This is a genomic window from Limnoglobus sp. (assembly GCF_059499385.1).
Genome location: NZ_JCABYM010000078.1, coordinates 17,163 through 31,682 on the forward strand (window position 1 = coordinate 17,163; position 14,520 = coordinate 31,682).

The 14,520-nt window shown below is 69.0% G+C and carries 12 protein-coding genes; 8 read left to right on the forward strand and 4 right to left on the reverse strand.

Annotated features, from left to right (window positions below):
* Nucleotides 1-2: 2 nt before the first annotated feature.
* Nucleotides 3-743, forward strand: coding sequence for a YebC/PmpR family DNA-binding transcriptional regulator (locus AC5JJ2_RS14305; protein ID WP_495858677.1), 741 nt, complete (start codon nucleotides 3-5; stop codon nucleotides 741-743).
* 99 nt (nucleotides 744-842) lie between these two features.
* Here the strand turns inward: AC5JJ2_RS14305 and AC5JJ2_RS14310 are convergent, their stop codons facing one another.
* Both AC5JJ2_RS14310 and AC5JJ2_RS14315 read right to left on the reverse strand, forming a co-directional pair.
* On the reverse strand, nucleotides 843-1,619 hold the full coding sequence (locus tag AC5JJ2_RS14310) for a hypothetical protein (protein ID WP_495858678.1): 777 nt from the start codon (nucleotides 1,617-1,619) through the stop codon (nucleotides 843-845).
* A 363-nt stretch (nucleotides 1,620-1,982) separates the two neighbouring features.
* The gene (locus AC5JJ2_RS14315; RefSeq protein ID WP_495858679.1) at nucleotides 1,983-3,869 is read right to left on the reverse strand and encodes a zinc ribbon domain-containing protein; all 1,887 of its coding nucleotides are present in this window, start codon (nucleotides 3,867-3,869) and stop codon (nucleotides 1,983-1,985) included.
* A gap of 214 nt (nucleotides 3,870-4,083) precedes the next feature.
* Here AC5JJ2_RS14315 and AC5JJ2_RS14320 point away from each other — a divergent pair, with 214 nt between their 5' ends.
* The 3 genes from AC5JJ2_RS14320 to AC5JJ2_RS14330 all read left to right on the forward strand — a co-directional run bounded on the left by AC5JJ2_RS14320 (nucleotide 4,084) and on the right by AC5JJ2_RS14330 (nucleotide 7,407).
* Nucleotides 4,084-4,824 carry an RNA ligase family protein gene (locus tag AC5JJ2_RS14320; protein ID WP_495858680.1) on the forward strand — a complete coding sequence of 247 codons (741 nt, stop codon included), beginning with the start codon at nucleotides 4,084-4,086 and terminating at the stop codon, nucleotides 4,822-4,824.
* Nucleotides 4,825-4,931: 107 nt separating this feature from the next.
* Entirely contained in the window at nucleotides 4,932-6,128 is a 1,197-nt protein-coding gene (locus AC5JJ2_RS14325) for a glycosyltransferase family 4 protein (protein WP_495858681.1), read from the forward strand.
* Between the two features lie 151 nt (nucleotides 6,129-6,279).
* Entirely contained in the window at nucleotides 6,280-7,407 is a 1,128-nt protein-coding gene (locus AC5JJ2_RS14330; protein ID WP_495858682.1) for a peptidylprolyl isomerase, read from the forward strand.
* Between the two features lie 163 nt (nucleotides 7,408-7,570).
* On the opposite strand, the gene AC5JJ2_RS14335 is transcribed toward AC5JJ2_RS14330, so the two are convergent.
* Both AC5JJ2_RS14335 and AC5JJ2_RS14340 read right to left on the reverse strand, forming a co-directional pair.
* A complete protein-coding gene (locus AC5JJ2_RS14335) occupies nucleotides 7,571-9,139 on the reverse strand; it encodes a glycosyltransferase family 87 protein (protein ID WP_495858683.1) in 1,569 nt (522 codons plus the stop codon).
* A gap of 211 nt (nucleotides 9,140-9,350) precedes the next feature.
* Nucleotides 9,351-10,874, reverse strand: a complete 1,524-nt coding sequence (locus AC5JJ2_RS14340; protein ID WP_495858684.1) for a xylulokinase — start codon at nucleotides 10,872-10,874, stop codon at nucleotides 9,351-9,353.
* A 198-nt stretch (nucleotides 10,875-11,072) separates the two neighbouring features.
* On the opposite strand from AC5JJ2_RS14340, the gene AC5JJ2_RS14345 reads away from it, so the two are divergent.
* The 4 genes from AC5JJ2_RS14345 to AC5JJ2_RS14360 all read left to right on the forward strand — a co-directional run bounded on the left by AC5JJ2_RS14345 (nucleotide 11,073) and on the right by AC5JJ2_RS14360 (nucleotide 14,480).
* The gene (locus AC5JJ2_RS14345; protein ID WP_495858685.1) at nucleotides 11,073-12,290 is read left to right on the forward strand and encodes a trypsin-like peptidase domain-containing protein; all 1,218 of its coding nucleotides are present in this window, start codon (nucleotides 11,073-11,075) and stop codon (nucleotides 12,288-12,290) included.
* Nucleotides 12,287-12,637, forward strand: a complete 351-nt coding sequence (locus AC5JJ2_RS14350) for a hypothetical protein (RefSeq protein ID WP_495858686.1) — start codon at nucleotides 12,287-12,289, stop codon at nucleotides 12,635-12,637. Before AC5JJ2_RS14345 ends, AC5JJ2_RS14350 begins: the two co-directional genes overlap by 4 nt.
* A gap of 166 nt (nucleotides 12,638-12,803) precedes the next feature.
* Nucleotides 12,804-13,655, forward strand: a complete 852-nt coding sequence (gene dapF / locus AC5JJ2_RS14355) for a diaminopimelate epimerase (RefSeq protein WP_495858687.1) — start codon at nucleotides 12,804-12,806, stop codon at nucleotides 13,653-13,655.
* Nucleotides 13,656-13,775: 120 nt separating this feature from the next.
* The gene (locus AC5JJ2_RS14360; protein WP_495858688.1) at nucleotides 13,776-14,480 is read left to right on the forward strand and encodes a lysophospholipid acyltransferase family protein; all 705 of its coding nucleotides are present in this window, start codon (nucleotides 13,776-13,778) and stop codon (nucleotides 14,478-14,480) included.
* Nucleotides 14,481-14,520 lie beyond the last annotated feature (40 nt).

Here is a 14,520-nt window from a genome sequence, read left to right on the forward strand (position 1 = left end):
CAATGGCCGGCCACAGTCACTCCGCGAACATCGCCGTCCGCAAGGGCAAGCAGGACGCGCAGCGGGCGAAGCTGTTCAGCAAGCTCGCGCGGTACATCATGATCGCCGCGAAGAACGGCGGCGGCGACCCGGACACGAACCTCCGGCTGCGGTACGCGATCGACAAGGCGCGGTCGGTGTCGATGCCCAAGGACAACATCGAGCGGGCCGTCAAGAAGGGGACCGGCGAACTCGAGGGCGTCAACTACGAGGACGTGACCTACGAGGGGTACGGCCCCGGCGGCGTCGCGATCCTGGTCGAGGCGCTGACCGACAACCGCGCCCGGACCGGGAACGAGGTCCGCGTCATGTTCGAGAAGAACGGCGGCAACTTCGGCCAGCCCGGCTGCGTCGGCTACCTGTTCGACCGCAAGGGCCTCATCGTCCTGGACGCGAAGGCGCACCCGGACGAGGACAAGGTGATGGAAGCGGCCCTGGAGGCCGGGGCGGACGACTTCCGCAAGGACGGCGACGCCTACGAGATCACGACCGACGCGACGGCGTTCACGGCCGTGCTGGAGAAGGTGAAGGCCGCCGGCTACGAGCCGACGACGGCCGAGCTAACGCAGTTGGCGAAGACGCTGGCTGACGTGGAGACGGAAGTGGGGAAGAAGGTGCTGAAGCTGATCGACGTGCTGGAAGACAACGACGACGTGCAGAACGTCTACACGAACTCGAACATCACCGAAGAGATGGCGGGGTAGTCCCGCGCCGACGTTCGTCGGCGGGCTTTCGCCCGAAAGCAGAAAACAAGAAAGCCCACGGACGAACGTCCGTGGGCTTTTCGCTTCCCCACACGTGGGTCAGTCGTCGTTCTTCTCGGCCGCCTTCGTCAGCGGGGCGAGGATTTCGTCCACGCTCAGCCCGGTGACCGGCGCGCCGTCGTCCATCACGGCCGGGGCCATCTTCAGCTTCTGCCGTTGGATGTCCACGTCCCGTTGCAGGTCGCGGAGCGACTGCTTGACCCCGGCCAGCCGCGTGTCGTCCACCTGGAACTTGCTCTCGATCTGCTGGTACTGGAGCACCTTGTACTCCGCCTCCAGCTTGTCGATCGCGACGGCCAGTTCCTGCTTGTTGCGGCGAAGCCCTTCGACTTGCTTCTGGAGCGCGTCCTTGATCCGCTCGCGGGCGTTCAGGGTTTGCTCCATGCTGGTCAGCGTCGTCTTACGGGCGACGACCCGCTTCGCGTCGCTGTGCAGCAGTTGCTTCGCCTCGTCCGGCGACACCGTGAACCGGCCGTAGCTGACCTTCGCGGTGGCGTCCTTGAGCTTCTCGCCCATCGCGAGGACCTTCTTCTCTTCCCCGGAGACCTCGGACTTCATGGCGGCCACGTCCTTCGCGAGCCGCTCCACGTCCACGATCTCGGCGACGAGGGCCGTCTGGGCCTTGTCGATGTCCTTGTCGAGTTGCTTCACTTCCTTGCGGAGTTGCTGAATCTTCTTCTCCGTCGGGATTTGGGAATCGACCCACTCGCCGACGCTCGCCACTTCCTGCTTGGCGTAGCTGAAGATTTTCGTGCCCTTGAGGGCGGAGAAGGCGACCGCACCGACGACCGCCACCAGCAGCAGTTTCTTTATCATGGACTCGTCACTCCCCTTGAGATGCGACCGGCTTGTCGGTCGTGCTGGCACCCGAATTGAAGGTGTCAGAGGGGTATTCGCGGGGCCGGAACGGGGATTTGGGCGGGGGTGGGGGAAAATTGGCAAAATCTGGGCGAGGAGGCGAACCACCTGACTTCCGAAGTCCGGCTTCGACTTCGGAAGTCCGAAGGGCACTGACAATCTTACAAAGCATCGGCGAGCCGAACGCCGCAAGGCGTCGGGTGAGCGCCCCACACCCGGCGGCTTACGCCGCTCGGCTCGCCACACGCGCCGTTGCAACGGGACGCTCGGTCCGCGTGGGATCGACTTCCGAAGTCGAAGCCGGACTTCGGAAGTCGGGCGCTACTTCGCCGTCCCGTCGGCCGTGATCGCCAGCGAGAACGGTTGCCACTTCGCCCCGGTCAGGGATTGTGAGTACCCCTCCGGCGGGACGGTCACGTTCACCAGGACGGCCTTCTTCGCGTCGGCCGCGTTCGGTAGTAGTACCCAGTGCCGTACCCCGTCGGCGACCACGTGCGTGGGGGCCGGGGTGCGAAGCCCGGCGATCAGCACGTTCGCTTCGGCGTCGAACGCGAACCCGACGCCCTTGTCCGTCAGCAACGTGAACGTCTCCGGGCGGGTCCACTCGGCGAGGGTCGGCGTGCCGAGATCGGCGTCGAGCGGCTGGTCGGCGGCGGGCTTCGGGTCGCCGACGCGGGCGTGGACGAATCGGACGTGGTTGCCGGGGTCGGTGGCGCGGAACGCGACCGCCAGCCGCTGGCCGCTCGGGTCCACGGCCAGCGCCAGCCCCTCGCTCGGGGCCTTCGGCAACGTCAACGCGAGCGTCGGCTTGCCGCCGGGGTGGACGGCGTGGATCGCGCCGCCGGCGAACGCGAAGAGCGTGGCCTTCTCCGGGTCGCGGTGCCGGTGGAGGGCCAGCGACCGCTTGTCGGCGAGGTTCGCCGCGGCCGGGATCGGCTCGCTGGACGCGACCTTCTTTTTCGCCGCGATGTCCCACGTCTCGACGACGCCGGCCGTCGTCACGACGGCGACCTTGTCGTCCGTCAGGAAGTAGAGGGCCGCGATGCCGGGGTGCTTTTCCTTCTCGTCATCAGAAATGGCGAGGCCGTCGAGCAGCTTCGTGTCCGTGCCGAGTTGCGCGACCGACAGCTTGCCGGCCGGGTGCTCGTAGGCGTACCGGTCGCCGCCGGGGCTGATGTCGCCGGCGCGGGGGTAGCCCTTCACGGCGTCGGCGGGAATCACAGTCGAGTCGATCTTGCGGTTCGTGTTCAGGGCGAACCGGTCGAGCGTGTCCTTGCGGCCCATGCCGCCGAGGCCGTCGGACGTGCGGCGGACGACGACGATGACCGGCCCTTCGGACCCGCCGAGGATCAGCTGCTTGACGGCCTTCGCGTCGTGGTCGAGGGGAATCGTGGCCGTCGCCTTCTCGTAGGGCGTCGGCTTCGCGGCCGGGGCGGGGAGCTTCAGCCCGCCGGTCACCTTCGGCCCGCCGCGCTTCGCCTGCGGGGCCGCGTCCCGCTTGTCCGCCGGCGCGCCTGCGGCGGCCGGCTCGACCTTGTCGGCTTCCTTGTTCGCCTTCCGCGCCCGGTCGTCGGTTTTCTTGGCCTTCTCTTCCTTCGGCTTCTCCGCGACCGGCTGCGGCTCCGGCGCGGGGGCGGCGGCGACCACCGGGGTCGCGGCCGGCTTCGACTCCTTCGACTTCTGGTATTCGGTGAAGGCGTGGAACCCGCCCGCCCCGCCCGCCGCGCAGAGCAGGGCGGCGAACAGGAACAGGACCGTCCGGCCCTTGCCCCCGCCGCCGGCGGCCGGCTTCGGGCCGCGGTACGACGACTTCTTCGCCGCCGGCTCCGCCTTCTTCTGGTACTTCGACTTGGACCCAGGTTCTTTACTCGGGATCGGCGTGGGGTCGTCCGTCGCGGCGGCGGTCGCGACGGCGAACGGGTTGTCGCCCGCGGCCGGGGAAGCGCCGGGCTTCTTGTTGACTTCCTTGGACGGGGGCGGGATTTCCTTCTTGGCCGGCTCCTTCGCCGGGGCCGGGGCGGCGAACGAGAACGGCGAGTCGATGACGCTCAGGTGTTCCGAGTCGTCCACCGGGTCCACCGGGGCCGTCGGCTCGCCGGGGATGTGGAACGAGTACTTGCACTTCTTGCACCGGGCTTTCTTGCCGGCCGTGCCTTCGGGAACCTTCAACCGCGACTGACAATTCGGACACGCGACTTCACGGGACATGCGAGTTGTCCTGAGGTGAGGGGAGTCGGTGAACCTGAGACGGGCGAGTGCGAAGGTGAGTTCCGCCTCGGGTTCATTATTTTCTCATCCCCCAATGTAACGCCATCGTAACGGCGAGTCCACCCGACAACCGACCACTTCCTTGCCCGAACCCGGCGTTTCGCGGCCCCCTCTTCTCCGACGGCCCACTGCCGGGCCGAGAGGAGAGTGACCCATGCCGACGCATTGCTCGCTGCGGACGACCGACCTCGTCCGCCTCAACCGCCGGGTGCGGTACCCGGACGTTCCGCCGTACCACGCCCGCGACCCGGACACGGGCCAGCTGCTCGACGTGCCCAACCGCCCGGCCGGCGAAGTCCTGGCCACGGAGAAGATCGACGGCGCCCACGCCCGCCTCGTCCTGCTGCCCGACGGCTACCTCATCGGCGACCGCACCGACTGGCTGTTCGCGTCCGGCGACCTCGTCGCCAACCCCGCCCGCGGCATCGTGAAGGCCGTGCGGCCGCTCGCGGACGCGATCGCCTTGCCCGCCATCCCCGGACCCGTCGTGGCGTTCGGCGAGGTGTTCGGCGGCAAGGCGTCCCCCGCCGGCCCCCAATACACCAGCAAACGGGCGCTCGGCTTCCGCGTGTTCGACGTGGCCCGCGTCCCCGACGACGAGTCGGGCGACGCGAGCGGCCTGCCGTTTCTACCGGAAGACGAGTTGCAGGAATTCGCGGCCGCGCACGGGTTGAAGCTCGTGCCGCGGGTGGCCCGGTTCCCGGCCCCGGACCTGCCGCGGACGATCGACGCGACGCGGACGTTCCTGGAGGAAGTGTTGCCGACCTCCCGGTGTCGGCTCGACGGCGACGCCGGCGGCGAGCCGGAGGGCCTCGTGCTGCGGAAGGCGGACCGGAGCTGGGTGGTGGCGCTCCGCGCGGCGGACTACCGCCGGGCGCGGAAGAAGAAGCGGTGAGTAGCGCGGGTCGTGGGGGTCGGTTTCCAACTTGTCCGGACGCCACGGGCAGGGTACAAACCGGCCCCGCGACCCTGCGCGGTCTGAAAGCTGCACACGAGACGGGTATGGACACCCTTCGCGTCGCCGTCGTGACCGGGAACTTCGACACCGTCGTGGACGGGGTTTCCCTGACCCTGCACCGGCAGGTCGAGTACCTGCGAACACACGGCGTCCCCGTCCGCGTTTACGCCGCGGCCGGGCCGCGGGTGATGGGGCACGATTTTCCGCTGGTGTCGTCGCCGTCGGTCCCGGTGGTCGGGACGCCGTACCGGCTGGCGTTCCGGCTGTCGGCCGCGGCGCGGCGGGACTTGGAGAGGTTTCGGCCGACGCTCGTTCACGTCGCCACGCCGGACCTGCTCGGCCGGTCGGCGGTGCGGTGGGCGAACGCCCGTCGCGTCCCGGTCGTGGCCACGCACTTCACGAACTTCGCCGCCTACGCGAAGCACTACGGCGTCGGGTTCCTCGAACCGTTCCTCTGGCGGCTGCAGCGGGGGTTTTACCAACGATGTACCGAAGTCCACGTCCCGGCCGCGTCGGTGGCGGACGAGCTGACGGCGCACGGCATCCCCGGCCGGTTCGTGGTCAGCCCGTTCGGCGTGGACCTCGCCGACTTCTCGCCGGCGAAGCGATCCCTCGCGTGGCGGCGGGCGCACGGCGTCGCGGACGGGGAACCGGTCGTGCTGTTCGTCGGCCGACTGGTGTGGGAAAAGAACCTCGCGCTATGGGCCAACGTCGTCCGCCGGCTGGAAGCCGCGGGCGTGCGGCACCGCAGCCTGATCGTCGGCGAAGGCCCGGCAGAGCCGGCGATGCGGAAGCGACTGCCGCGGACGATCTTCGCAGGGCGACTGGGGCAGCCGGAACTGGGCACGGCGGTCGCGTCGGCGGACGTGTTCTTCTTCCCGAGCGCGTCGGAGACGTTCGGGTGCGTGACGGCCGAGGCGCTGGCGGCCGGGTTGCCCGCGGTCGTGGCCGACGCCCCCGGCAGCCGGGACATCGTGGACCACGACGTGAGCGGCTGGATTTGCAAGGCGAACGACGAGGCCGCGTTCTTCGCCGCGGTGAGGGAGCTTCTCGAGGACGCGGCCGAGAGCCGCCGGCTGGCCGCGAACGGCCCCGCACGGGCCGCTGCGTTCGCGTGGGACGCGGTGCTGCCGCGGGTGCTGGCGAACTTCCGGCGGGTTCAGCGACCCGACTTCCGAAGTCCGGCTTCGACTTCGGAAGTCGATCCCGCGCGGGGACGCCGTCGGTCCTCTGCGGCGTAGCTCGATTCTTGCTTCTGTCGTCGTGCCCCCATCGACTTCCGAAGTCGAAGCCGGACTTCGGAAGTCGAGCCACTTTTCCCTTGCGTTCCCCGCCGCCTGTCGGTATTCCCCGCGTCCGAATTCAGTCGAATTTCGCTCAAGGGGGAACCCGATGCAGACGAAGTGGACCCGCCGCGCGCTCGTGGCGGCCGTGTTGGTGGCGGGGGTGTGGGCCGGCCGCGGGATCACCCAGACGCCGCCGCCCGCCCCGGCCCCCGAGCCGACGCTCGTGGATTCCAAGACGAAGGACTACGGCAGCCGGCCGGTCGCGTACATCTACGGGACCGTCCCGGTCACGCGGGCCGACCTCGCCGAGTTCCTCATCGCCCGCGGCGGCCACGAGAAGGTCGAGTTGCTCGTCAACAAGATGATCATCGAGGAGGAGGCGAAGAAGCGGGGCATCACCGTGACGACACAGGAGATGGAAGCCGCGTTCGCCGCCGACCTGCAAATCTCGAACCCGCCGATCCGCAAGGACGACTTCATCAACCTGATCCTCCCGAAATACAACAAGACGTTCTACGAGTGGATGGAGGACGTGGTCCGGCCGCGGCTGATCCTCGGCAAGATGTGCGAGAAGAACGTCCAGGTGACCGAGGACGACCTGAAGCGGCTGTTCGAGCGGGACTACGGCGAGAAGCGGGCGGTGAAGATCATCATCTTCCCGAAGGGGGACAACCTGCGGTCCGTACAGCAGACGTGGGAGCAGATTCGGAACAACGAGGCCGAGTTCGACCGGGTGGCCCGCAGCCAGGCGAACGCCGGGCTGGCGTCCGTCGGCGGCGAGATCAAGCCGATCGCCCGGTTCCAGATCGGCGACGACAAGGACAAAGTCGTCGAGCAGATCGCGTTCGCACTGAAGGAAGGCGAGGTCAGCCAAATCTTCGAGACGAACCAGGGCTTCATGGTGATGAAGCTGCTCAGGAACGTCCCGGCCGACACGAAGGTCAAGATGGAGCAGGTGAAAGAGGCACTCCAGAAGGAAGCCTACGACCTGAAGTTGACGGCCGAGATCCCGAAGATGTTCGCGGTGCTGTGCAAGCAAGCCGACCCGAAGGTGCTGCTAAACGGCCCGCCGTCGAAGTGGAAGCACGAGAAGTCGGTGAAGGAAATGGTGGACGAGGTGAACCGCCAGAACCAACCGACCGCGGCGCAGCCGTCGGCCGTCCAGCCCGCGGGCGGGACGCCGCCGGCCGCGCAAGTACCACCGACGGTCGGGCAGACGCCGCCGATGAAGTGAGCCGGTCGGTTTTAGCCGCGGAACGGCGGCAGTCGTTAGCCAGGGGCGCAAGCCCCTGGTAGGCTCGTGAGTTGGACAAGCCCCGGAGGGGCGGCAGAACGCTCTGCCGCCCCTCCGGGGCTATTTTTATTGGGCGACGAGTTCCAGGGGTTGACACCCCTGGCTAACGACTGCCGCCGCTCCGCGGCTGAAGAGGGGTTGCTTGTGCCCGGCGTTCTCGTTCCAACGTCACCGCCAGCCACCCCCACAATCCCAACAGCAACACCGTGTCCCACGGCCATCGGACGCCAGTGTTCAGCGGCGTGCCGGTCAACTCGAACGCCCGGTCCACGAAGACGTTCTCCAGCGCCAACAGCGCCGCCACGACGCCGACCGGCACGACCCGCAGCCCGCGCCACGGCGCGGCGAACAGCACCGCCAGTGGGAACGCCGCCACGAGCGCGTCGTAGTAGATGAACCGGTAGCAGCACAGGTACGCCCCCAGCAGCGCGAAGCCCGCGGCCGGGCCGAGCGGCGCTCGCCGGGCCGGGTGCCGCAAGAACACGGCCGCCGTGCCGGCGAACACAATCAGCCAGATCGCCCACCCGGCGACGGTCGCGTCCAGCCGGTGGCGGTCCGCCTCCGGCAGCCCGAAGTCGATCAGCACCCGCCGCGGCAGGCCGAACAGGTCGCGGCTGAGCGTCACCCAGTTGCGGTTCACGTTGTACAGGTCGGCCGCCTCCCGCCCGACGGCCAGCCAGTCCTTCCACACCTCCACGCCGACGACCGGCAGCGTGAGCGCCGCCAGTCCCGCGCCGGTCAGCACCATCACGGCGCAGAACCGCCACCGGCCCATCATCAGCGGCACGAGGAAGAACGTCGCCCCCCACAGCGGCTTGAACACGAGCAGTCCCCAGACCATCCCGCCGGTCACGTCGCGGTTTCGGATCAGCAGCACCCAGCCCCAGACGAGGAACAGCAGCGACAGCGCCGAGTTCTGCGCGAGCTGCAACCCGGCGAGGCAACCGGTGAAGAACAGCACGAACGCGATCGCGACCGGCCACGGGATTCGTCCGGCCGACAGCCGGCGCATGCCGAGGGCGGCGAGGACGACCGCGAGGAATAGCACCACCTGCATCACACGGTAGGCCGTTTGCGGATGCGAGATCGCGCCGAACGGGGCCATGAGGAAGCCGTGGACCGGCGGGTAGAGCGGCCCGCCGACCGCCTTCCGCGACAGGTCTTCGACCACGTCCGACGGTACTTCCTGCCCGGCGAGGGGGGCCACGCTGAAGGGGTGTTGAAACGCGAACGACCCGGCGACCACGCGGCCGGCGTCGGCCCACCGGGGCGAGTCCTGGCCCATGAACCAGAACATCATCCACTCGGCGTCGTGCCGGGCGTCGTCCGGCGAGTTCGGCACGACGTTGGGGTCTTTCGGGAAGGCGTTCGCCCGCACCCACGGCGATTCGTTCTCGCGGGGGTAGGCTTCGCGGACGACATCCCATTGCGCCGTGCGGTCGTAGAGCTGCCGGCCGCGGCCGGTGGCGACGAGCCGGCCCAGGACCCACGGCCCGCCGAAGTCGATCTGGGCGTGCCCGCCGTTGCCGTCGGCCCGCCACCGGTCCGGCGGGTCGAACGGCTGGTTGTCGTACCCGAGCCAGGTGCGGTCGGCCCGCTGCACGCCGACCGCGACGGCCAGTGCCCAGGCCAGGAAGCAGAGGAGGCGGGGGCGGGTGAAGAAGCGGGGCATGAGGTTGAGCGTCACCAGTATCAACGGCGAGCGTCACGGCGTAAGCGTGACGTGTCTAAAGCCCACGCGGAGAGTGGGTTGCCATTCTTGTAGAACCCGGAGCGGAAGCGATGGGGTGAGGGGTTAACACCCCGTCGCTTCCGCTCCGGGTTCTACGGAACCGGTCGTTGCCGTTTGGAGACACGTCACGCTTACGCCGTGACGCTCGCCTTTACCCCTTCACCCGTGCCGCGAACTCCGCGAGGCCCCGGTCGTAAACGCCGACCCACGCCGGGTTCGGCGTCACCGGGTCCGGGCGGAACTTCACCATCGCCGCGACCGCGTCGGCCACCGTGTACGCCGTCCGGTCCCCGGCCGCGCGGCGGGCGTGCGTCTCGTACCCGGCCAGCGCCGCCACCGCCGCGCCGAGGGCCGGGCCTTCGCCGGACACCAGCCGCACCAGCTCGCGGTTCAGCACGCTCGCCAGGATTTCCAGCATCAGGTCGTTGCGGGCGATCCCGCCGGACACGGTGACGCGGGTGATCGACTGCCCGGCCGCTTCGTGTTCCTTCACGGCCAGCGCGATCAGGTACGCCAGCGCCTCGAACGACGCCCGGAGCTTCACGCCCATCTCGGCCGGCTCCTTCGGCAGCCACTGGAACCGCGGGGCCGTCAGGCCGATGGACGGCTCCGAGTACAGGAACGGCAGCACACTCACACCGTCGCATCCCGCGGGGACCTTCCGCGCGGCCGCCTCCAGCGCCGGCCAGTCGGGCTTCTCGCCGACGACCTTGTCCAGGAACTGCGCGCCGTTCGTGTAGCACCGCATCCACAGGTACGGCCCCCAGTTCAGCTTCATCGCGTCGAGCGTGCCGGCCTGCGGGGCGGCGGCCGCCGACGAGTTCACGACGGCCGAGTTGCCGAGGATGACGGCCACCTGCCCGGCATCGACCGCCCCGCCGCCGACGAGGCCGGCCGCCTGGTCGTCGAGCGTCGGGAAGACGAGCGGCGGGTTCGCGCCCGTCGGCGTTAGCGCGTCCGCCAGCGGCCCGACCGGGGCGTTCATGTCCACGATCTTCGGCAGATGCTTCCACGCGAGGTCGCGATTCCCGGCGTCGGCGAGTGCGCCGAGCATGTCGCGGCTCCAGGCGTTCGTCCGCAGGTCCATGATGCCGGTGGACGCGGCCGCGGACACGGACGTGCAGTCGAACCGCCCGGTCAGAAACCCGGCCGCGGCCGGGCCGTGCGGCAGCAACACGGCGGTCCGCCTCCAGTCGGCGGCGGAAAGCGTCTTCTCGTCCTTCACGAGGTGGCTGAGCGAGTACCGCACCGCCCACGGGCCACCGATCAGTTGCTTCACCCGTTCCTGGCCGCCGAGCCGATTCAAACCATCGGCGTGGTACGCGGCGAGCGTCTGGTCGTTCCAGCAGATCATCCGCCGGACCTGGACGCGGTCGGCGTCGAGCAGCCCGGCCGTGTGGTGCGTCGCGGAGATGCCGCCGACGAGCCACTTCGCGGGGTCGGCGTTCTTCCTCAGCCAGCCGGAGACGGCCCGTGTCGTGGCGTGGGCTTGCCCTTCGAGCTGGAGGAAGCTCAGCTCGCTGACGCCGCCCTCGGTCCAGAGGTCGGTCGGCAGCCGGACCTCGTGGAGGACGGTCCCGCGGGGGTCGAACGCCAGGGCCTTGACGGACCCGGTGCTGAAGTCCCACCCGACGATGACGGCGTCGGGCGGCACGTGGCGGAGCGGTTCGGCCATGGGAGCGGTTCCGGGGAGGCGGGAAAGCGTGAAATTGGTTTCGCTCGCCGTCGAATCATCGGCAAGGGGACGGGGTTGGTTTTGCCTTTGTGGAACCCGGAGCGGAAGCGATGGGGTGTAGGACAACGCCCCGTCGCTTCCGCTCCGGGTTCCACGATACAATGCCCCGTGCCCGCTCACACCGCTCACAGGTGGCCTATGTCGCTGTTCCGCCGGGGGTTCGTGGTGCTGGTCGCCGTCCTGCTCGCGCCGCAGCTGCCGGCCCAAGACGGCGACGGCTCGAAAGTCTACAAGAAGGCCATCCGGTCCGTCGTCTGGGTCCACTCGACCCGCGACCGCGGCCTCGCCACCGGCAGCGGCACGCTCATCGACAAGGACCGGCGGATCGTCCTGACCAACTACCATGTCGTCGAGGACAACCCGCGGGCGAAGGTCTTCTTCCCGGAGTTCCGCGAGGACAAGCCGATCGCCGAGAAGAAGTATTACACCGAGCGGGCCGGCCGGTTCGCGATCCCCGGCCGGGTGATCGCCGTCGAGAAGGCGGTCGATCTCGCGCTGATTCAACTGGAGAGACTGCCGGACGGCGCGACGGCGGTTCCCGTCGCGGCGCGGTCGGCGGAGCCGGGGCAGTCGGTCCATTCCATCGGCAACACCGGCAAGTCCGACGCGCTGTGGGGCTACGTCCCCGGCAAGGTGCGGCAGGTGTACAAGAAGGAGTGGCGCGCCCGGCTCGACCGCGACCGCATCCTCAAATTCAAGGCCGAGGTTGTGGAGACGGATTCGCCGACGAACCCCGGCGACAGCGGCGGGCCGCTCCTGAACAACGCCGGCGAACTCGTCGGCGTCACCCAGGGCGGGGCGCTCGACGCGCAGTCCGTTAGCACGTTCGTGGACGTGACGGAGGTTCACAAGCTGCTGAAGGCCGAGGGCGTAAAGGACGAGCCGGTCGCCGCCGCGAAGAAGGCCGACCTGCCGGCGACGAAGCGGGAGAAGCCGACGACCGTGGCGGACGGGGCAAAGCTGCTCACCGCGGAGACGGTCAAGAAGCTCCAGGACGCGGTCAACGAGCTGCACGACAAGCAGAAGATCGACCTACTGTTCGAGACGTACGCGGCCGTGCCGAAGGACGACCTCGAAAAAGTGAAGGCGATGAAGCCGGAGGAGCAGACGAAGTACATGCGGGAATGGGCGGCGAAGCGGCAGAAGGCGGAGGGCGTGACCGGCGTGATCGTGCTGGTCAGCAGCGACCCGCGGAAGCTGTTCGTGACGCTGACCGAGGACGCGGTGCCGCGGTTCCCGGAGGGGTTCTACCAGAAGGTCATCAAGGCCCTGACGGACGGGCTGAAGGCCCAGAAGGCGAACGACGCGGCCCTGGAGGTCGCGAAGCTCGTGGCGGAGAACGTGAAGAAGAAATGACCGGCCTCCTGCTATCCGACGACCTGATCTTCACCAGTCGCGTGACGGCGACGGCCCGCGCCCACGGGCTGACGGTGACGGCCGTGAAGACGATGGCGGCACTCGTCGAGAAGGTCCTGGCCGACCCGCGAGCCGGCGTCATCCTCGACCTGCACAACCCGACGCTGGACGTGGCCGCGCTGTTCGCGGTGCTGAAGCCGGTGGGCGTGCGGGTGGTCGCCTACGGCTCGCACGTGGACGCGGAGCGGCTGAAGGCGGCCCGGCAGGCGGGGTGCGACCTCGTGATGCCGCGGAGCCAGTTCGTCGAGAAGCTGGAGACGGACCTACCGGCGTGGCTCGGCCGATAGTAGTAGGCACACTCCGTGTGCCGTCTCTTTCATGTCGCGGAGACCTGCCGGAACTCACCGCGGCGCTCAGCAGACGGCACACGGAGTGTGCCTACTACTATGTGGCCTTCACGCGGCTCTTAGCTTCCTTTACAATTCGCCACACGACCCCCGCGGCGAGGCCCCCATGCGCTTCACGAAGATGCACGGCATCGGCAACGATTACGTGTACGTCAACTGCTTCCTCGAAAAGCTCCCGGCCGACCCCGCCATCCTCAGCCGGGCCGTCAGCGACCGGCACTTCGGCATCGGCTCGGACGGCCTCATCCTGATTTGCCCCAGCGAGGTCGCGGACGCCCGGATGCGGATGTTCAACGCCGACGGGTCCGAGTCCGAGATGTGCGGCAACGGGCTGCGGTGCGTCGCCAAGTACGTCCACGACCACAACATCGCCAAGAAGCCGACGCTCGCGATCGAGACCGGCCGCGGCGTCCTGACCGTCGATCTGGAAGTCGCCAACGGGAAGGCCGAGCGGGTCCGCGTGAACATGGGCGAGCCGATCCTGGAGGCCGCGAAGATTCCGACGACGCTGCCCGGCGACCCGGTGGTGAACGCGACGCTGGCCGTCGGCGGGCGGGCGTTCGAGGCGACGTGCGTGTCGATGGGCAACCCGCACGCGACGATGTACGTCGGCGACGAGTTCTTCGCGAAGGCCGGCCGCGACCAGGTCGCCGAGTTCGGCCCGCTGGTCGAGAACGCCCCGGCGTTCCCGCGGCGGGTGAACGCGCACTTCGTGAAGGTGATTTCGCCGGCCGAGGTGACGATGCGGACGTGGGAGCGGGGCAGCGGCATCACGCTGGCGTGCGGGACCGGGGCGTGCGCCGTGTGCGTGGCCGGCGTGCTGAGCGGCCGCACCGGGCGGAAGCTGCTCGCCCACCTGCCGGGCGGCGACCTGGAACTGGAGTGGTCCGAGGCCGACAACCGCGTGTACATGACCGGCCCGGCGACGGAAGTGTTCAGCGGCGAGTGGTCGGTTTGAAAAAGTAGTAGGCACACTCCGTGTGCCGTCTCCTTCACGCCGCGGAGACATGCAGGAACTCACCGCGACCGACAGCAGACGGCACACGGAGTGTGCCTACTACTATGGAGCACGGACGCCATGAAGATTCGCAACCCGAAACTCGTCCGCGCGGCCGGGTGGCTGGCCGCGACCGCCGCCGTCGGCGTCGGCAAGACGCTGCAATTCGATCACGTCTGCCTCGGCCCGGACGTGGGCTACGCCCGCCCGACGTACCCGGGCCGGCTCGTCTTCTCCATCTGGCACGAGAAGCTGCTCCTGCCGACGATCAAGTTCGGCGGCCCGGACCTGGCCGTGCTGATCAGCCAGCACGCGGACGGGCAGTTGCTCGGCGGCCTCATCCGGCGGATGGGCATGGGCATGGTCTGCGGCTCGACCAACCGCGGCGGCGTCGAGGCGGTGCGGACGCTCGTGAGGGACGACTTCCCGTACCGGCACGTCGCGATCACGCCGGACGGCCCCCGCGGGCCGCGGCGGGAAGTGCAGGCCGGGATCGTGTTCGTCGCGTCGCGGACCGGGATGAAGGTCGTGCCGATGGGCGTCGGGTACAACCGGCCGTGGAAGTTGAAAAGCTGGGACCGGTTCGCGATCCCGCGGCCGAGTTCGCGGGCGCGGATCATCTACGGCGAGCCGATCAGCGTCCCCGCGAAGCTGCGGGCGGAGCAGTTGGAGCCGTACCGGGCGATGATTCAGGCGGAGATGGACCGGCTGAACGCGCGGGCCGAGCGGTGGGCGGAGACGGGGAAACTCGTGCTGCCGAGGGCGGAACAACGGCGGGCGGCGTAACCGACCTCTGCCATGGCCGCGTCGCGCAGGTCTTGGCTTT